This window comes from Streptomyces sp. NPDC101234, from assembly GCF_044767525.1.
In the GTDB taxonomy this organism is placed as follows: Bacteria; Actinomycetota; Actinomycetes; order Streptomycetales; family Streptomycetaceae; genus Streptomyces; species Streptomyces sasae.
On record NZ_JBIWOA010000008.1, the window covers coordinates 35,912 to 53,713 of the forward strand.

19 protein-coding genes are annotated in these 17,802 nt (G+C 71.3%); 12 read left to right on the forward strand and 7 right to left on the reverse strand.

Translation table 11 applies throughout. The features are described from left to right. The first annotated feature begins 142 nt into the window (after positions 1–142). The 3 genes from ACIRR9_RS16475 to ACIRR9_RS16485 are packed head-to-tail and all read left to right on the forward strand — an operon-like array spanning position 143 to position 2,473. Entirely contained in the window at positions 143–586 is a 444-nt protein-coding gene (locus tag ACIRR9_RS16475; protein ID WP_403751758.1) for a nuclear transport factor 2 family protein, read from the forward strand. Beyond that, a complete protein-coding gene (locus ACIRR9_RS16480) occupies positions 583–1,902 on the forward strand; it encodes a cation:proton antiporter (protein ID WP_403751760.1) in 1,320 nt (439 codons plus the stop codon). Before ACIRR9_RS16475 ends, ACIRR9_RS16480 begins: the two co-directional genes overlap by 4 nt. Positions 1,903–1,915: 13 nt before the next feature. Beyond that, on the forward strand, positions 1,916–2,473 hold the full coding sequence (locus ACIRR9_RS16485; RefSeq protein ID WP_403751762.1) for a flavin reductase family protein: 558 nt from the start codon (positions 1,916–1,918) through the stop codon (positions 2,471–2,473). Between the two features lie 156 nt (positions 2,474–2,629). Here ACIRR9_RS16485 and ACIRR9_RS16490 read toward each other — a convergent pair whose 3' ends face one another. Further along, positions 2,630–3,031, reverse strand: coding sequence for a winged helix-turn-helix transcriptional regulator (locus tag ACIRR9_RS16490; protein WP_403751764.1), 402 nt, complete (start codon positions 3,029–3,031; stop codon positions 2,630–2,632). Positions 3,032–3,222: 191 nt separating this feature from the next. Between ACIRR9_RS16490 and ACIRR9_RS16495 the strand changes: the two genes are divergently transcribed. The 5 genes from ACIRR9_RS16495 (at position 3,223) to ACIRR9_RS16515 (ending at position 10,289) form a co-directional block, all read left to right on the forward strand. Then, positions 3,223–4,725, forward strand: a complete 1,503-nt coding sequence (locus tag ACIRR9_RS16495) for an MFS transporter (protein WP_403751766.1) — start codon at positions 3,223–3,225, stop codon at positions 4,723–4,725. A 13-nt stretch (positions 4,726–4,738) separates the two neighbouring features. Beyond that, positions 4,739–5,134 (forward strand): PPOX class F420-dependent oxidoreductase, encoded by a 396-nt coding sequence (locus tag ACIRR9_RS16500; protein WP_365351906.1) that lies wholly within the window; start codon positions 4,739–4,741, stop codon positions 5,132–5,134. 226 nt (positions 5,135–5,360) lie between these two features. Further along, positions 5,361–6,833: an FAD-dependent monooxygenase gene (locus ACIRR9_RS16505; RefSeq protein WP_403751768.1), complete on the forward strand. Its 1,473-nt coding sequence runs from the start codon at positions 5,361–5,363 to the stop codon at positions 6,831–6,833. A gap of 61 nt (positions 6,834–6,894) precedes the next feature. After that, positions 6,895–8,622, forward strand: a complete 1,728-nt coding sequence (locus ACIRR9_RS16510; protein WP_403751770.1) for an NAD(P)/FAD-dependent oxidoreductase — start codon at positions 6,895–6,897, stop codon at positions 8,620–8,622. A gap of 122 nt (positions 8,623–8,744) precedes the next feature. Then, positions 8,745–10,289, forward strand: a complete 1,545-nt coding sequence (locus ACIRR9_RS16515; RefSeq protein WP_403751772.1) for an FAD-binding oxidoreductase — start codon at positions 8,745–8,747, stop codon at positions 10,287–10,289. A 147-nt stretch (positions 10,290–10,436) separates the two neighbouring features. Here ACIRR9_RS16515 and ACIRR9_RS16520 read toward each other — a convergent pair whose 3' ends face one another. Continuing rightward, complete coding sequence (locus ACIRR9_RS16520) at positions 10,437–11,024, reverse strand: TIGR03086 family metal-binding protein (RefSeq protein ID WP_365351899.1); 588 nt, start codon at positions 11,022–11,024, stop codon at positions 10,437–10,439. A gap of 64 nt (positions 11,025–11,088) precedes the next feature. Here ACIRR9_RS16520 and ACIRR9_RS16525 point away from each other — a divergent pair, with 64 nt between their 5' ends. From ACIRR9_RS16525 to ACIRR9_RS16540, 4 genes are all read left to right on the forward strand, one after another. After that, positions 11,089–12,069: a helix-turn-helix transcriptional regulator gene (locus ACIRR9_RS16525; protein ID WP_403751774.1), complete on the forward strand. Its 981-nt coding sequence runs from the start codon at positions 11,089–11,091 to the stop codon at positions 12,067–12,069. A 90-nt stretch (positions 12,070–12,159) separates the two neighbouring features. Then, entirely contained in the window at positions 12,160–13,005 is an 846-nt protein-coding gene (locus ACIRR9_RS16530) for an SDR family oxidoreductase (protein ID WP_403751776.1), read from the forward strand. Positions 13,006–13,119: 114 nt separating this feature from the next. Further along, the gene (locus ACIRR9_RS16535; protein ID WP_403751778.1) at positions 13,120–14,079 is read left to right on the forward strand and encodes a D-2-hydroxyacid dehydrogenase family protein; all 960 of its coding nucleotides are present in this window, start codon (positions 13,120–13,122) and stop codon (positions 14,077–14,079) included. A 122-nt stretch (positions 14,080–14,201) separates the two neighbouring features. Further along, positions 14,202–14,492 (forward strand): chaplin, encoded by a 291-nt coding sequence (locus ACIRR9_RS16540; protein ID WP_365351891.1) that lies wholly within the window; start codon positions 14,202–14,204, stop codon positions 14,490–14,492. A 64-nt stretch (positions 14,493–14,556) separates the two neighbouring features. On the opposite strand, the gene ACIRR9_RS16545 is transcribed toward ACIRR9_RS16540, so the two are convergent. From ACIRR9_RS16545 to ACIRR9_RS16565, 5 genes are all read right to left on the reverse strand, one after another. Then, positions 14,557–15,423, reverse strand: coding sequence for a tyrosinase family protein (locus tag ACIRR9_RS16545; protein WP_403751780.1), 867 nt, complete (start codon positions 15,421–15,423; stop codon positions 14,557–14,559). Beyond that, entirely contained in the window at positions 15,407–15,907 is a 501-nt protein-coding gene (locus tag ACIRR9_RS16550) for a tyrosinase cofactor (RefSeq protein ID WP_403751782.1), read from the reverse strand. The genes ACIRR9_RS16545 and ACIRR9_RS16550 overlap by 17 nt, the downstream gene beginning before the upstream one ends. Before the next feature lie 126 nt (positions 15,908–16,033). Then, positions 16,034–16,552, reverse strand: coding sequence for a hypothetical protein (locus ACIRR9_RS16555; protein WP_403751784.1), 519 nt, complete (start codon positions 16,550–16,552; stop codon positions 16,034–16,036). Between the two features lie 149 nt (positions 16,553–16,701). Next, positions 16,702–17,286: a vitamin K epoxide reductase family protein gene (locus ACIRR9_RS16560; RefSeq protein ID WP_403751786.1), complete on the reverse strand. Its 585-nt coding sequence runs from the start codon at positions 17,284–17,286 to the stop codon at positions 16,702–16,704. Then, positions 17,286–17,786 carry a DUF5949 family protein gene (locus tag ACIRR9_RS16565; RefSeq protein WP_403751788.1) on the reverse strand — a complete coding sequence of 167 codons (501 nt, stop codon included), beginning with the start codon at positions 17,784–17,786 and terminating at the stop codon, positions 17,286–17,288. The genes ACIRR9_RS16560 and ACIRR9_RS16565 overlap by 1 nt, the downstream gene beginning before the upstream one ends. Positions 17,787–17,802: the final 16 nt, after the last annotated feature.

A 17,802-nucleotide genomic window follows, 5' to 3' on the forward strand; every position in this document is an offset into this window, starting at 1 on the left:
CACGCCTGTCTGAAGTCCGCCGTGTTCAGGACTGCGCGCGGATTGTCAGGTCTTCCCCGCCTGCGTCAGATCTTCGGCAACTGCGTCAGGTCTTCGACAACTGCACTTGGGTGTCAATTGGCTCGCGCGCGATGCTCGGGTAATGAATTCAGACGCGGCCGCAGCCGAAATCGGTGTCCTGCTGGACCGATATCTGATGGGCCTTGACGACGACAAACTGGACGACGCCTGGGCGGACGCGCTGTTCAGCGCCGACGCCCGCGTCGAGTTCCCGATGAGCCGGCACGAGGGCATCGAGGGGCTCGCCGCCTGGCACCGGCAGGCCCTCGACGCCTTCGCACGCACCCAGCACCTCAACTCCCCCGCCGTCGTTGACCTGGTCGGCGAAGAGCGGGCGGTGCTGCGCGCCAACCTGGTCTCCACCCACGTACACCACCCGGACGCCCCCGGCGATCCGCTGTTCGTGGCCGGCACCCTCGCCCGCGGCGAGGCCCGGCGCACCGAGCGGGGCTGGCGCCTGACGGAGCTGTCGTTCCGGGCGGTCTGGTCGACCGGTACCCCACCGCAGCCGAGGGGAACCCGATGACCGGGCCGACCGTCCTCGCGGCCGGGGTGCAGGACCGGCAGATCGCCACCATGCTGCTCGACATCGGTGTGATCCTGCTGGCCGGCGCCCTGCTCGGCGCGCTCGCCCGCAGGCTGGGCCAGCCCAAGGTGATCGGCGAGATCCTGGCCGGCATCGTGCTCGGGCCCAGTGTCCTCGGTCTCTTCCCCGGACATCTGACGCAGCATCTGTTCCCCACCGACGTACGGCCGTTCCTGTCGGCGGTCTCGCAGGTCGGCCTGGTGCTGTTCATGTTCGTGGTCGGCTGGGAGTTCGAACGGCAGCTGATCCGGCCGTACGCGCGCCTGGCGGCGAGTGTGTCGCTGTCGTCCATAGCGCTCGCCTTCGGGCTGGGCGTGGCCGCGGCGGTCGTGCTGTACCCGAGCCATGACACCGTGGCCGGACACCACATCTCCTTCGTCGCCTTCGCCACCTTCCTGGGCACCGCCATGTCGATCACGGCGTTCCCGGTGCTGGCCCGGATCCTGACCGAGAACGGGCTGACGGAGACCCGGCTGGGCTCGCTGTCGCTGGGCAGCGCCGCCATCGACGACGTGCTGGCCTGGTGTCTGCTGGCGTATGTGTCGGCCCTGGTCACCTCGGACGGCGACCTGGGCGGGCTGGCCCGGATCGGGATGTACAGCGTCGGCTACATCGCGCTGATGTTCCTGGTGGTACGGCCGCTGGTGGCCCGGCTGGTGTGGCGGTGGGCCGCCATGGAGCGCTGGAACCTGCTGCTGGCCGTGTTGTGCGCGGGTGTGTTCGCCTCGTCGTGGCTGACCTCGTGGATCGGCATCCACCAGATCTTCGGCGCGTTCCTGTTCGGCTTCGTGATGCCGCGTGAGCCCCGCCGGGTGCTCGCCGCGCATCTGCGCCGGCCGCTGGACAACGCCAGTCTCGTGCTGCTCCCGGTGTTCTTCATCGTCACGGGTCTCGGGGTCGATCTCGGTGCGCTGACCGCCACCGACTGCCTGGCCCTGGTCCTGATCATCGCCGTGGCCTGTGCGGGCAAGCTGATCGGCGCCATCGTCCCGGCCCGGCTGTCCGGTCTGTCCTGGCGCGAGGCCAAGGACCTGGGCGTGCTGATGAACACCCGCGGTCTGACCGAACTCATCATCCTCAACGCCGCCGTGAGCCTCGGAGTCCTCGACGGCCGGATGTTCACCATGCTGGTGATCATGGCCCTCGTGACGACGGCGATGGCGGCCCCGCTGCTGTCCCCGCGCGAGCAGCTCACGGCCGGCGGCACCCGGAAGGCTCGTACACCTGTCGCGGACGCCACGGCTCCGCACACCTGACGAGGGGGCCCAAGTGATACCCGTCCAGCCGCCGACCCAGTACCCGGACAACCGACATCTGCCGCGGCCGCCGGTCGACGGCCGCGCGCTGCGCACGGTGTGCGGCAACTTCGCCACCGGTGTCACCGTCATCACCACCGGTGACGAGCGCAGCGGCTCCGCCACCACGGTGAACTCCTTCACCTCCGTCTCGCTGGAGCCGCCGCTGGTGCTGTTCTGCCTGCACCGGCAGTCCCGGCTCCGCCCGGTCCTGCAGGAGTCCGGGGGCTTCGTGGTCAACTTCCTGACGCATACCCAGGAGCGGCTCGCCTGGAAGTTCGCGGGCCGTGAGTCGGCGCGTCTGACCGAGGTGCCGCACCACAGGTCCCCGGGCGGGCTGCCGGTGCTCAGCGATGCGCTGGCGTACCTGGAGTGCCGGCTCGCCGACGAGTACGACGGCGGTGACCACGCGATCCTGCTCGGCGAGGTCACCGGCCTCGGCACGCACGCCGAGGAGACCGATCCGCTGGTCTTCTACCGGGGTTCGATGCGCGCGCTGCACGGCGCCGGCGCGACACCGGCCGACGGCTAGGCGCTCCGCTGGAAGTGCCGTGCCTGGCCGTCGTTCGGCTGCGGCGCCGTCGTGGCTGGTCGCGCCCACGCGGCGGAGCCGCATATCGAGACAGCCCCGCGCCCCTTCGGGCGCGGCCGATGCTCAGGGGGTTCCATGGCTCGCACCGAGGACACGTCAGCGCAGCGACACCGCCGTCGGTTCGTCCGCCGCGTCGAACTCCTGCCTGGCCCGCTCGACCTTGCGCAGGTTCTCCGCGGACCAGTCGGCGAGGTGGGCGAAGATCGGCGCGAGGCTGCGGCCGAGCTCGCTGATCTCGTACTCCACCCGGGGCGGCACCTCGGGGTAGTACGTGCGCACCACCAGGCCGTCGCGCTCCATCTGCCGCAGCCGCTGGGTGAGCACCTTCGGCGTGATGGTGGCGATGTTGCGCTGCAGTTCGACGAAGCGCTGCCGGCCGTACTCGTTCAGCGTCCACAGGATCGGCGTCGTCCAGCGGCTGAAAACGATGTCGAGCACCGGCGACACCGGGCACGCCAGCTCGGATTCGACCCGTGCGCCCTGCGCGTCGGCGGCCATGCTGCCCATTCGGACCCTCCCAGGAAGTCACTTTCCTCTAGGTACCTACTTTACCCAGGATGCTAGCTTCCCGGAAGACGGGTGAGCGCACTCAACTCCCCGCCGGCGCCTTGCCTTTCGCTTCTCCTCTCTCTTCCCCGTCCCTACGGAACACCCGCCCCTCACACCCCGTCACATCCACTAGGAGCGACATGTCGACCCAAGAGTCGTTGCGCCGTCCCCCCACCAACTCGGACTCGGCCCCGCCCCAACGCCCCGGACTCATCCTGGCGTTCCTCTGCCTGGCCGGCTTCATGACCTTCCTCGACGTGTCGATCGTCAACGTCGCGTTGCCGACGATCGAGAAGGAACTGCACATCTCGCAGACGTCCCTGCAGTACATCGTCACCACGTACGGCATGCTGCTCGGCGGCTTCCTGCTGCTGACCGGCCGGCTCGCCGACGCCTTCGGCCGCCGCCGGATGCTGCAGACGGGCCTGCTGCTCTTCTCCGGCGCCTCGCTGCTCGCCGGGTTCGGGCAGAACGCGCCCATGCTGATCGTGGCGCGCGGTGCCCAGGGTCTCGGTGCCGCGTTCATCGCGACCGCCGCGCTGTCCCTGCTCGCCAACAACTTCAAGGAGGGCGCCGAGCGCAACAAGGCGCTCGGGGCCTGGGGCGCGCTCAGCGGTATCGCCGCCGTCGCCGGTGTCACCCTCGGCGGTCTGCTCACCGACGGGCCGGGCTGGCGCTGGATCTTCTTCATCAACGTGCCGATCGGTCTGCTGTGCGCGGTGATCGCTCCCCGGGTCGTCGGCGAGAGCCGTGCCGAGGGTCCCCGCCGCTCCTTCGACGTCGCCGGTGCCGTCACCCTGACCGCCGGTCTGGTGCTGCTCATCTTCAGCCTCGGCCAGACCGTCTCCGACTCCCACGTCCCGGCCGCCCGGGTCTACGGCGGCTTCACCCTCTCCGCCCTGCTGCTGATCGCCTTCGTGGTGATCGAGCAGCGCACCGAGGCCCCGCTGATCCCGTTCAGCGTCTTCAAGCGCAGGTCGCTGACGGCCGCCAACGTGGTCGCCATCCTGCTGCTCGGCACCTGCGTCACCCTGTTCTTCTTCGCCAGCCTCTTCATGCAGCAGGTCCTCGGCTGGTCGGCCCTGAAGACCGGTCTGGCGTACGTGCCGCTCGCGATGATCGTCGCGGTCGGCGCCGGCGTCGCCTCCCAGCTGGTGACGAAGGTCGCCGCCAAGCCGGTGCTGATGACCGGTCTGACGCTGACCAGCGTGGGCATGTTCCTGCTGTGGCGGGCCCCGTCCGACGCCTCCTACCTGGTCGACCTGCTGCCCGCGTTCCTGCTCTCCGGACTGGGCCTCGGCCTGTCGTTCGTGCCGGTGCAGGTCTCCGCGTTCAGCGGCACCCAGGAGGACGAGTCGGGTCTGTCCGCCGGTCTCATCAACACCGCGCAGGAGGTCGGCGGCGCCCTCGGCCTGGCCGTGGCCGCCACCTACGCCTTCCGCCGGGTCGCGGAGCTGACCGCCTGGGCGCACGGTGACCCGGCGCGGGTGGACCACGCCCGCACCGAGGTCTTCCACGACGCGTTCATCTCGGGCGCCTGCTTCGCCGCCGCCGGTCTGCTGCTGACCCTGATCCTGATGCCGCTCTCCAAGGCGTCGACCCAGGCGTCCGACCAGCCGGCCGCCGCCCCCGCCAAGGCCTGAGAACGGAGCCGGTATGCCGACGTCACTGCGGTTGTCGCCCGCGGCCGAGGCCTTCCTCGCCGAGAACCATCTGTGCACCTTCACCACGATCCGCCCCGACGGCTCGCCCCATGTGACCCCCGTGCGGTTCACCTGGGACGGCGAGGCGGGACTGGCCCGGGTCATGACCGCGGTGACACGGCGCAAGGCCAGGAACCTGCTGGCCGCGCCCGGCAGCCGGGTCTCCCTCTGCCAGACGGTGGGTGGCCACTGGCTCACCCTGGAGGGCACCGGCACCGTCAGCGAGGACCCGTTACGGATCCAGGAGGGGGTGCGCCAGTACGCCAAGCGCTACTGGTCGCCGCCGCCGGAGCCGCCGGGCCTGGTGGTGATCGAGGTCCGGGTCGACCGGGTGCTGGGCCTGCTCTGACCCACAGCGAGGACCCACAGCGAGGACCCACAGCGAGGCCGACCGAGGGTGCCGGAGATTTCCCGCCGGCACCCTCGCGCGTTTCTCCCGGCACCCTCGCCCGTTTCCGGCACCTGACACAGCTGGAAATCCTCTGACGAAAATTGTCAGAGACCTGTACTTGTGGCCGTTCAGCTTCTCGGGCTCCCCCGGAATACTGGAGAAAAGTCCAGTTGGGAGAGGAAACATGGACGATTTTCATGCCGACGTAATTGTCGCCGGAGCCGGCCCGGCCGGACTCATGCTCGCCGGTGAACTCCGCCTGGCAGGGCGCTCGGTGATCGTGCTGGACCGGCTGACCGAGCCCATGCAGCAGTCCCGGGCGCTCGGGTTCTCGGCCCGTACCATCGAGGAGTTCGGACAGCGCGGACTTCTCGAAAAATTCGGTGAACTCGAGACGATACCCTTCGGTCATTTCGGTGGACTGCCCATCGACTATCGCATCATCGAGGGCGGCAATTTCGGTGTCCGCGGTGTTCCGCAGTCCCGTACCGAGGCCATTCTGAATGCCTGGGCGACCGGTCTCGGTGCCGAGATCCGGCGCGGGCACGAGGTCATCGGCACGGCCCAGGACGAGACCGGTGTCGAGGTGGAGGTGGCCACCGCCGGCGGCGTCGAACGGCTGCGCGCCGCCTACCTGGTGGGCTGCGACGGTGCCCGCTCGACCGTGCGCCGGCTGGCCGACATCGACTTCCCCGGCAACAGCGCCACCATCGAGATGCTGATGGCCGACGTCGCCACCAACGAGCTGCGCATCCGCCCGACCGGCGAGGTCGGCGGGTCCGGCATGGTCGTGGTCCTCCCGCTGGGCCCGCAGGCCACCCGGGTCGTCGTCTTCGAGCGCGGCGCCGGAGTCCGCCCGACCCAGGAGGCGCCCAGCTTCCCGGAGGTCGCGGACGCCTTCCAGCGTGTCACCGGCGAGGACATCCACGGCTACCGGCCGCTGTGGACCAGCTACTTCACCGACGCCAGCCGCCAGGCCGCCGCCTACCGCGCGGGCCGGGTCTTCCTGGCCGGCGACGCCGCCCACATCCACCTGCCCATCGGCGCGCAGGGCATCAGCGCCGGCGTCGGCGACGTGGTGAACCTCGGCTGGAAGCTGGCCGCCGCACTGGACGGCCACGCCCCCGAGGGCCTGCTGGACACCTACCACACCGAGCGCCACCCGGTCGGCGGCCGGATCGTCGCCAACACCCTGGTGCAGCGCTCCCTGTACCTCGGCGGCCCCGAGATGCAGCCGCTGCGCGAGCTCTTCGGCGAACTGGTCGGCATCGAGGCGGTCCGCCGCCACCTCGTCGGCCTGGTCACCGGCCTGGACATCACCTACGACATGGGCGAGGGCGGCCACCCGCTGCTCGGCCACCGGCTGCCCGACCAGGAGCTGATCGTCGGCGACGAGAAGACGACCACGTACGAACTGCTCACCCGGGGCCGCGCGCTGCTGCTGAACCTGCGGGGCGGCGACGCCCTCACCGCGGCCGCCGCCGGCTGGGCCGGCCGCGTCGACGTCGTCACCGCCTCCCGGCCCGATCCCGAGGCCCCGGCCGCCGACCTGCTGGTCCGCCCCGACGGCTACATCGCCTGGGTCTCCCCCGACGGCTCCCCCGAGGGCCTGACCGCCGCCCTGGAGCGCTGGTTCGGCGCCCCCACCGACAGCTGACCGCCCACCCGGTCGGCGTCGACCACCCGCGCCGACGCCTCGTCAGAAGAGGAGTTCCGAGTTGACCGGCAAGGCCGAGACAGAGATACCCGCCAAGACCCCGGCGGAGAAGAAGGCCCCCGCGGCCGACCAGTGGACCGAGTGCGACGTCGTCATCCTGGGTGCCGGGATCGGCGGCTCGATCACCGGCGCGATCCTGGCCCGGCAGGGCGCGAAGGTCGTGCTCGTCGACGCCGGCCAGCACCCGCGGTTCGCGGTCGGCGAGTCCCAGAACCCGCAGCTCGTGGAGTGGCTGCACATCCTCGCCGTGCGCTACGACGTGCCCGAGATCAAGCACCTGCTCGACGTCAAGGCGGTCACCAAGTACATCGGTGCCCACCACGGCAGGAAGCAGAGCTTCGGTTTCGTCCGGCACGTCCCGAACCGGGAGCCGGACCCGCGCGAGGCGACGATGTTCGTCATCCCGAAGATGCTGACCGAAGCCACGCACATGTTCCGCCAGGACACCGACACCTACTACTTCAACGTCGCCGCCAAATACGGCTGCACCCTGCGGCAGAACTGGCGCGCCACCGACCTCGACTTCGACGACGACGGGGTGACGGTCACCGGGCAGAACGGCGAGGTGTTCCGCGCCAAGTACCTCATCGACGCCAGCGGTTTCCGCTCCCCGCTCGCCCAGAAGTTCGACCTGCGCGAGCAGCCGTCCCGGATCAAGCACCACGCACGGTCGCTGTTCACGCACTACGTCGGCATCAAGCCGTACGACGACGTGTGCAACTACCCCGAGGCGCACCGGGCCCCGGCCGAGTCCCCGTTCCACGGCGGCACCCTGCACCACCTGATCGAGCGCGGCTGGTTCTGGATCATCCCGTTCGACAACTACGAGGACTCCCGCAACCCGATGTGCAGCGTCGGTCTGACCTTCGACGAGCGGCTGTACCCGCAGCCCAAGGACATGACCCCGGACGAGGAGTTCAACCACTACCTCGACATGTACCCCGCCGTGAAGCGCCAGTTCGAGGGTGCCAGCCGGGTGCGCGAATGGGTGTCGACGCCGGACCGCATCCAGTACTCGTCGAAGCAGACCATCGGCGACCGCTGGTGCCTGATGTCGCACGCGGCCGGGTTCGTCGACCCGCTGTACTCGCGCGGTCTGTCCAACACCTTCGAGGTGGTGGACGCGCTGTGCTACCGCCTCCTGGAGGCGCTGCGCGACGACGACTTCTCCGCGAAGCGCTTCGAGTACGTCGAGCGCCTGGAGCAGGGGCTGCTCACCTACAACGACATGATCGTCAACAGCTCCTACATCGCCTTCTCCCACTTCCGGCTCTGGAACGCGGTGTTCCGGGTCTGGGCCTGCTTCACCACGCCGGCCACCATGCGGCAGATCCAGGCCCGCCAGGAGTACCAGCTGGACGGCGACGACCGGCACTTCCGGGAGATGGAGAACGCCCCCTACCCGGGCCTGTGGTGGCCGGACAGCCACGCCTTCAAGCACCTGCTCGACGTGACCCACGAGACCTGTGAGCGTTACGAGGCGGGCGAGATCGACGGCGACAAGGCGGCGGACATCGTCTTCCAGGCCATCAACGACTGCGAGTCGGTCAACACGCCCTTCGGCTGGAAGGACGGCGAGGACCACCGCTTCTACCGGGCCACCACCCCCACGATGATCAAGTTCATGTGGTGGGCGAGCACCAACGGCCCCAAGGAGATGCGCGACCTCGGCCGCTCGATGCTCAAGGGCGTCGTCAAGTCCGCCGCGCGCGGCAAGAAGGTCTCCTGACCGCGCCCCACCGACGGGCCCGCGCGGGGTGCGATGCCACCCACTCTCCGCTCCCCGCGCGGGCCGCTTCTCCCCCCACCTGCCTTTTCTCCACCACACCCGCATCAACCATGGGACACCGTGTGATCAGTCGCAGAACTCTGCTCGGCGCCGGGTCGACCGCTGCCGGCCTCGCCCTCCTGCCCGCCGCCCCGGTCGCCGCCGAAGCCTCGACGACCGCCTCGACGACCGCGTCCTCGACGCCGTGGAGCTCGCTGGCGAACCGGCTCTCGGGCACGCTCGTGCTGCCCACCGACTCCTACTACACCATCGCCCGGCAGGTGGAACTCGCACAGTTCGACGCCGTGAACCCGCAGGCGGTCGCGTACTGCCAGAGCCAGGCGGACGTCGCGGCCTGTGTGCGCTTCGCGCAGGACCAGGGCGTGCGGACCGCCGTGCGCAGCGGCGGCCACAACTACGGCGGCTGGTCGACGACCCCCGGCCTGATCATCGACGTGTCCCGGCTCAACGCCATCACGGTGAACGGCAGTTCGTCCGTGGAGATCGGTCCGGGCGCGCAGAACGTCAACATCCTCAACGCGCTGGCCCCGTACGGCCTGGTGGTCAGCGAGGGCGGCTGCCCGACGGTGTGCGCCGGCGGCTTCCTGCAGGGCGGCGGCTTCGGCTTCCTGACCCGGCCGACCGGCATGGCGTGCGACGCGATCACCTCCGCCGACCTGGTGCTGGCCGACGGCTCCACGGTGACCGCGTCGGCCACCCAGTACCCGGACCTGTTCTGGGCGATCCGCGGCGGCGGTGGCGGCAACTTCGGCATCGTCACCAAGTTCACGGTCACCCCCCACAGCGGCGACCAGATGGCCTTCAGCAACCTGATCTTCCCCTACGACAGCATGGCCGACGTGCTCGACGGGGTGGCCCGCTGGCTGGTGGACGCCCCGCACACCATCGGCGGCGGCGCCTATGTGGTGCAGCCCGACGCGGCGCCGGGTTCGGTCCCGCAGGCCAACGTCTTCCTCGCCTCGCGCGGCACGCCGACCGAACTGGCCGGTGAGGCCGCCCGGCTCACCGCCCTGACGGGTGCTCCCCTGCAGCAGCAGAGCGGCGTCATGACGTACCAGCAGCTCATGATGATGATCTTCGGTTGCTCGAACCTCACCGAGGCGCAGTGCCAGCGCTCCGGGAAGACCCCGCAGGGCACGCTGTCCCGCCCGTCCTACGGCGTGGAGCGGACCCGCCTGGGCAGCAGCCCGTACCCGGCGAGCGGCTGGGCGGACGTGATGACCGCGTTCGACGCCAACCGCAGGGCGGGCCAGTCCCGTTACCTGGACTTCCACTTCTTCGGCGGCGAGGCCAACACCCCGGCGCGCACCGACACCGCGTATGTGCACCGCGACTCGCTCTTCTCGGTCAACTACCGGGTCTTCATCAACGACCCGGCCCAGGTGACCGACGAGGCCAAGGCGGTGGCCAACTCCTGGGTGGGCAACGGCTTCGCGACGATCGACCCGCTGTCGAACGGCGAGACCTACCAGAACTGGATGGACCCGTCGCTGAAGACCTGGAAGGCGTCGTACTACGCGGAGAACTACTCCCGGCTGGCCCGCGTCAAGGCCAAGTACGACCCGTACCGCTTCTTCTGCTTCCCGCAGGCCATAGGCACCGTCTGACCGCACCTCCCCGGACCGCCCGCCAGGTTCCCGGCGCCACATCCCCCGGGCGCCCGCAGGAACTTGGCGGGCACACACGAGAGGCCGCCGGACAACGCAGTCCGGCGGCCTCTCGAAGCGGTTCCTGAACGCTCGCGCGTCGCGGGCTCAGGGCCTGCGGCCGTACCAGCCGACCAGGCGGTCGATGGCGGGGGCGTCCTCCGGGACGTCGACGACGGGGCCGAACGGCACCTGACCGCCACGCGGTTCGCGGGGGACGGCGCGCTGCATGGCGGCCAGCGGGGCGGCCAGCACGGCGTCGTCCCACTCGGGCTCCTGCCCGGTCGCCTTGGCCAGGTCCCAGGTGTGCAGGACGAACTCGTTGGTGTAGATGACCGCGGCGACGGCACCGGGGACCGGGCCCCAGGGCAGGCCGATCTCCCGGCCCAGGATCGCGGGTTCGGACCAGACGGACCGGAGCTCCTCGGCGCCGGCCGCCCAGGCCTTGGCCCAGTCGCCGTCGGCGACGTCCTCGGCGAAGTGCGGAACGGAGAAGAACTGCCCGCCGGCGCCGATCACGGCAACCCTGCGGACCACGGAGACGAGGTGATTGGACAGTTGGCGCACCGAGTAGTCGGGGCACGGGGTGGTGGCGTCGTAGTCCTCGGGCCGCAACGCGGCGAGGACGGAGCCGGCCAGGTCGACGGCCTTCAGCAGTCCGTCGCGCGGGTCTGCGGGCTTCGTGGTGTCGGTCATGTCATCGAGTCTCCCGACCAAACAGGCCACCCTCCGGCCACTTTCCACGAAAGGCTGATCTCTGATGCGAGCTGACCGATTGGTGGCCGCTCTTCTCTTCCTCCAGGCGCGGGGCCGGGTGACCGCCGCGGAACTCGCCGCCGAGCTGGAGGTCTCCGAGCGCACCGCGCGGCGCGACCTGGAGGCGCTGACCGCCTCCGGCGTACCGGTCTACGCGCAGCGCGGCCGGGGCGGCGGCTGGCGGCTCGTCGGCGGCGCCCGGACCGATCTGACCGGGCTCACCTCACCGGAGATCCAGGCCCTGTTCCTGGCCGCCGGCTCCTCGGCGGCCTCTCCCGAACTGCGGGCGGCGCTGCGCAAGTTACTGCGCGCGATCCCGGAACCGCTGCGCCCGCACGCGGAGGCGGCGTCCCGGGCCCGGATGGTCGACGACCTGGACTGGTCGCGCACGGCGATGATGACCGGCGGCCCGCACCACAGGGCGCTGGAGCGCGCGGTGCTGGACGGGGTGCGGGTGCGGCTCGGCTACGCCCGTCCGGGCCGCCCGCCGAGCGACCGCACGGTGGACCCGCTGGGCCTGGTCCTCAAGGCGGGCCAGTGGTACCTGGTGGCCGGCACGGAGCACGGACTGCGCTCCTTCCGGCTGGGCCGTGTGACCTCGGTCGAGCAGACCGGCGAACCGGTGCGCCGGCCCGCCGACTTCGACCTCGCGGCCGCCTGGCGCACCCTGGTCACCCAGCTGGAGGACCGGCTGTTCGCGGCGACCGTCCAGGCCCGGGCGGAGCCGGACGCCCTGTCCCTGCTCCAGCAGCTGTTCGGCGGGCGGCTGAGCATCGGCCGGCTGCTGCCGGACGGCCGCCGGGAGATCGAGGCCGCCGGTCCGTCGGTGGAGGTGCTGGCCGCGCAGCTGGCGGGCCTCGGCACCCGCGTCGAGGTGGTCGGCCCGCCCCTGGCCCGCGAGCACCTGGCCCGCCTCGGCCGCGCCCTCACCGAGCACTACGACGGGCCACGGAAGGCGTCCGTCACCCACCCGGCGGCGGCATAGCCACTTTCCTCTAGGTACCTACTATCCGATAGATGCTAGCGTCGTGGACATCAACCAACTCCCCTTTACGACACCCTTTTTGGAGTCATCGTGATCGTTGTCACCGGAGCTTCCGGAAACGTCGGCCGTCCGCTCGTCGAGACACTCGCCGCGGCGGGCGCGAAGGTCACCGCCGTCTCGCGCAGCCCCCTCTCCTACGACCTCCCGGAGGGCGCCCGGCATGTCCGGGCCGACCTCGCCGAACCCGATACGCTGCGCCCCGCCGTGGACGGCGCGGACGCCCTCTTCATCCTGCTGGCCGGCGACCTGCTCGGCGGCGGAGCCCCGGCCACCGAGGTGGTGGCGGCCGCCGCACAGGGCGGGGTACGGCGCGTGGTGCTGCTGTCCTCGCAGATCAACGGCACCCGCCCGGAGGCCCTCTCGCACGGCCGGCTGCGCGAGTTCGAGGAGGCCGTACGCTCCTCGGGCCTCGACTGGACGATCCTGCGGCCGGGCGGCTTCGCGTCCAACGCCTACGGCTGGGCCGAGGCGGTCCGCACCCAGCGGGCCGTGATCGCCCCGTTCGCCGACGTGGCGCTGCCGGTGGTGGACCCCGCGGACATCGCCGAGGTCGCCGCCGCCGTGCTGCGCGAGGAGGGCCACTCCGGTCAGACCTACGAGCTGACCGGGCCGGCCGCCGTCACCCCGCGCGAGCAGGCCGCCGCGTTCGCCGCGGCGCTCGGCGAGGAGGTGGGGTTCGTGGAGCTCACCCGTGAGCAGGCCCGCGAGCACATGGCGCGGTTCATGCCCGAGCCGGTGATCGACGGCACGCTCGACATCATCGGCACGCCGCTCCCCGCCGAGCAGCGGGTCAGCCCCGACGTGGAGAAGATCCTCGGCCGCCCGGCCGGCTCCTTCGCGGGCTGGGCCGAGCGCAACATCCACGCCTTCAAGTAACCACGCGCACACCACCACGTGCACCGGCGCCGTCCGCCTGTCGGGCGGCGCCGCCCCGTGCGCGGGCCCCTGAGTAGGCTGCTGCACCGCACACCGCCTGCCCGGGAGTTACTGATGCGTCTTCGCTGTGCGCTGCTGGACGACTACCAGGGCGTGGCCCTGGAGTGCGCCGACTGGTCGGCCCTCGCCGACGAGGTCGATGTCGTCTCCCTCCGCGACCACCTCACGGACGAGGACGAACTGGCCGCCGTCCTCGCCGACTTCGACATCGTCGTCACCCTCCGCGAGCGCGTCCCCTTCCCCGCCTCCCTCCTCGACCGGCTCCCCCGGCTGCGCCTCCTGATCGCCTCCGGGATGCGCAACAGCGTCATCGACTACGCCGCCGCCGAGGCGAACGGGGTCACGGTGTGCGGTACGGAGAGTTCCTCGGCCCCGCCAGTCGAGCTGACCTGGGCGCTGCTGCTGGGGCTGGCCCGGGGGCTGGTCGAGGAGAGCGCGGCGATGCGCGCCGGCGGCCCCTGGCAGTCCACGGTCGGCGCCGATCTGCACGGGCGGCGGCTCGGGCTGCTGGGGCTCGGGAAGATCGGGAGCAGGGTCGCCCAGGTCGGGCTCGCCTTCGGGATGCGGGTGAGCGCCTGGAGCCAGCACCTCACCGAGCAGCGCGCCGCGGAGGTGGGCGTCGAACTCGCCCCGAGCAAGGAGGAGTTGCTGGCCGGCAGCGACTTCGTCTCCGTCCACCTGGCGCTCGGCGAACGCACCCGCGGTCTGCTCGGCGCCGCCGAACTCGCTCTCCTCAAGCCCACCGCCTACCTCGTCAACACCTCCCGGGCGGCCCTCGTCGACCAGGACGCCCTGCTCGCCGCGCTGCACGAGGGCCGTATCGCGGGCGCCGGAGTCGACGTCTTCGACATCGAACCGCTCCCCGACGCCCACCCGCTGCGCACCGCGCCCCGGCTCCTGGCCACCCCGCACCTCGGCTATGTCTCCTACGCCAACTACCGGACGTACTACGGCCAGGCGGTGGAGAACATCACCTCCTTCCTGACGGGTTCTCCGGTACGCCGGCTGCCCTGATCCCGGTCCTTGGGGTGATCGTCCGCCGATCGGCGTGACCAGCCGCAGGTCGCGGCGTTGAACGGGGAGTGCGGCGGCTGGTCCTGCCGCCGCACTCCCCGAGCAACAAGAAGGAGAACGTGATGTCTCGCATCGCGAAGGCCGCGGTCGTCGCCCTCGGCACCGGCGCTGTGGTGATCGGTGGGGCCGGCCTGGCCCTGGCCGACGCGGGCGCCAACGGCGAGGCCGTCGGCTCGCCCGGCGTGCTGTCCGGGAACGTCATCCAGGTCCCGGTCAACATCCCGGTCAACCTGTGCGGCAACACCGTCGGCGTGATCGGTCTGCTGAACCCGGCGTTCGGCAACACCTGCATCAACGACGGTGGCCACCACCACAAGGACGGCGACAACAAGGGCGGCGGCTACGGCCACTGAGCCACCGTGTACGGATGAGCCCCGGTGCCCCCGGCACCGGGGCTCGTCCCGTCTGCGGGGCGCCTCAGGCGTACCGGTAGATCCGGCTCACGTCCTCCAGCGACTGCGGGGTGACGCCCCACGGCGGCAGCTTCTCGCCGCGGGCGACGATCCGTTCGTGCTGCGGGTCCGTGGGGCCCGGCGGGTTCGCCGGCAGATAGCGCTGCCCGCGGTGCCGGGCCTGCCAGCGCTCCCACTGCAGGTCGATGAAGGCGTGGTGGAACCAGAAGACGGGGTCGTTGACGGAGGCCCCGCCGAGCATCGCGCCGCCGACCCAGCGGTGCACCCGGTTGTGGTTGTGCCAGGACGCGCTGCCGCTGCCGGTCCCCCAGCCCTCCAGCCTGTTGCGGAAGCCGCGGGTGACGGTCGAGTCCCAGGGCGGGACGTCGTACGTGGGGTCGTCCAGCGCCCGGTTCAGCTCGGCCCCGGTGGGCAGTTCGATGGGGTCGCGGGCGCGCCCGAGGTCCCGGGCGAGGAACTGCCCGTCGGTGACGCCCTCCTTGATGGTCCAGTGCCCGGCGGAGTACGCGAACGGCCCGGTCATCACCTGCTGGTCCCGGGCCCGGCCGTTTCCGCCGAGCAGGTCCTTCGTCCAGGGGACGGAGGACCGCGTGCGGTCCCTGGTCCAGTCCCAGTACGGCACGGTCACCGAGGAGTCCACCCTGCGCAGGGCGCGCTCCAGGTCCAGCAGGAAGCGGCGGTGCCAGGGCAGGAAGGAGGGTGCCATGTGGGCGGTGCGCAGCCCGTCGTCGCCGTCGGGGGTGTAGTAGTCGATGTGCATCCGCACGAATTCGTCGTACTCGCCCTGCCGTTTGATCTCCAGGAAGGCCTTCACCAGCCGTTTTCGCTCGCCGGCCGTCAGCCTGCCGACGTTCTTACGCACGTACGCCATGGCCGCCCCCCAGGTGCGTGTGTCCCCCGCCCATCGGTCCCGGGGCCAGGTCGCGCAGCCGCTGTCCGGGGCCGATCTCGTCGACGGCCGCCCGGGCCGCCGCCAGCGGGGTCGGGTACGAGCTGTAGTGGTCGACCATGCTCAGCCAGGTGCCGTCGGCCCGCCGCATCAGGTGCAGCGGCCGGCCGTCCACGGTGACCTGCCATTCACCCGCGTCGACGGCCTGCCCCGCCGTCGGCACCAGTACGCCGTGGATACGGCGGCCCCGGTAGGTCTCGTCGAAGGAGGTGCCCGTCGGCAGGTCCGCCGACGGCGCCGGGCGGGAGGCCGCGACGAGCGGGGCGAGTGCCAGCGCGGCCGCGGAGGCGAACAGTCCCCGCGTCATCTCGCGCCGCGTGACTCTGCCCGTCCCGGCTCTGTCCGGCTGCCCGGCTCCCGGCTCCGCGCCCACCGTCACGCCACCGACTCCGACTCCGACGACCATGCTCACTCCTCGTACGGTTCACCGATCTGTGTCGATACCGGTAACCGTCCGAGGGGCCGCCCGGTCACCGCCGCGCCGCCGTCCGGTGTGCGCGGCCGGCCCGAAGCGGCCGCACCGCGCGGGACGTCAGAGGCCGGGGCCGGTGCCCAGGTCGCCGCCGGCGACCGTCTGCAGGACCGGGGCGAGCACGCCGGCCTGGGGCAGCTTCGGGCCCGGCAGGCCGAAGTTCCGCGGGTTGGGAGCGGTGAGCGGGGCGTCCACCGACAGACCGGGGGCGAGGGTGCGCAGGCCTGCGGCGGGGGCGTCGACACCGGCGTGGTCGAAGCGGTCGCCGAGGACGTGCGGGAGCGGGGCGCGCAGATCCAGGCCGGGCAGTCCGCCGCCGACCGGCACCTGCGGCAGCGCCCGGTCCGGGAGGAGCCGGCCCTCGACGTAGCGCGGCCCGTCGGGGGCGCCGGGCGTCGGCAGCGGCAGCTCCATGCCGAGCCTGGGCACCTCCATGCCGAGGGACTTCGAGACGCCGCCCAGGGGCACGGGCACGGGGATCGTGCCGACCGCGGCGGCGGGCGCGGCCGCGGCGCCCACGGCGGCTGCCGCGACGCCCGTGACGACGGCGGCGAGGGTTCCTCGGGTGGTCGGCTTCATCTCAGGTACGGGCCTTTCAAGGAGGCGGGTGAGCGACGTCCGTACCGCGTAACGAGCCGGAAAACGGCATCAGCTCACAATTCGCCCGAGTGGAGCATTAGCAGGCTGTTCACTCGTCCACTTATCCCGATTATCCCGAAATCAGCTGTTCAGCTGGTCCAGAAGTCCCACCACCGGGTCAGGATCAGCATGCCGACGACCCCGATGTGCAGCAGCGGCAGCACCCAGGTGAACTCGTCGAGGAACGCGCGCAGCCACTGCGGAGCGGGCAGGAAGCGATGGCGTACGGCGAAGGAAGTGACGTACCAGAACAGCACGATGGTGGCGACCCAGGCCAGGCAGCACCACAGGCACAGCGCGTTGATCCGGTACAGCGACTGGAACTGCAGCCAGGACACGAAGCCGACGCCGAAGGCGCAGCCGGCGTCGAAGGCGAGCCAGTACCAGCCGGGGAAGGCGGCGCCGGCCAGCAGGCTCGTGCCGACGCAGATCACGATGCCGTAGGCGACCAGGCCCAGCATCGGGTTGGGGAACCCGAACACCGCGGCCTGGTGGCTCTTCATCACGCTGCCGCAGGACACCACCGGGTTCAGGCTGCACCCGGGGACGAAGTGCGGGTTCTCCAGCAGCTTGAACTTGTCGAGGGTGATGACCCAGGAGGCCAGCAGTCCGGCCGCCCCCGCGATCACCGTCAGCAGCGCGAACCCCCGCCCGGCGCCCGCGGTCCTGGTCATCAGCCGCGCAGGCTGCGGGCCGGCAGCACGACATGGGCGGCGGCCGTCAGGGTCTCCTCGGCCCCGGCGAAGTCCTTCAGCGCCTCGGGGGTGACGGGCCTGCCGGGCTCGGCGTCGGGCCAGGGACGGGTGGTGAACACCAGGTAGGCGTAGCCGCGTTCGCCGACCGCGGCGAGCCACTCCGGGGGCGCGGGGCACTGGGCGTTGAGCGGGGCCAGGTTGAGGACGGCCTGGCCGGCCTCGACGAGCAGGGTGACGGGCAGGCTGGGCCGGGCGGTGCCGTCGACGAGGTCGCCGCCGACCGGCAGTCCGTTGTTCTCCAGCAGCGCCTCGATCGCGGCCGCGGTGGCCTGCGGGCCGCCCTCGGCGTCACCGAGGGAGTAGGCCAGCAGGTAGGGCATGTCACTGCCGTCGGGGGTCTCGCCGCTCCAGGCCAGTACGACGAGGGTGCCGAGGTCGGCGAGGCGGAAGGGGCGGATTGCGCTTGGGGTTGAGGTCACCGCGCGACCCTATCGA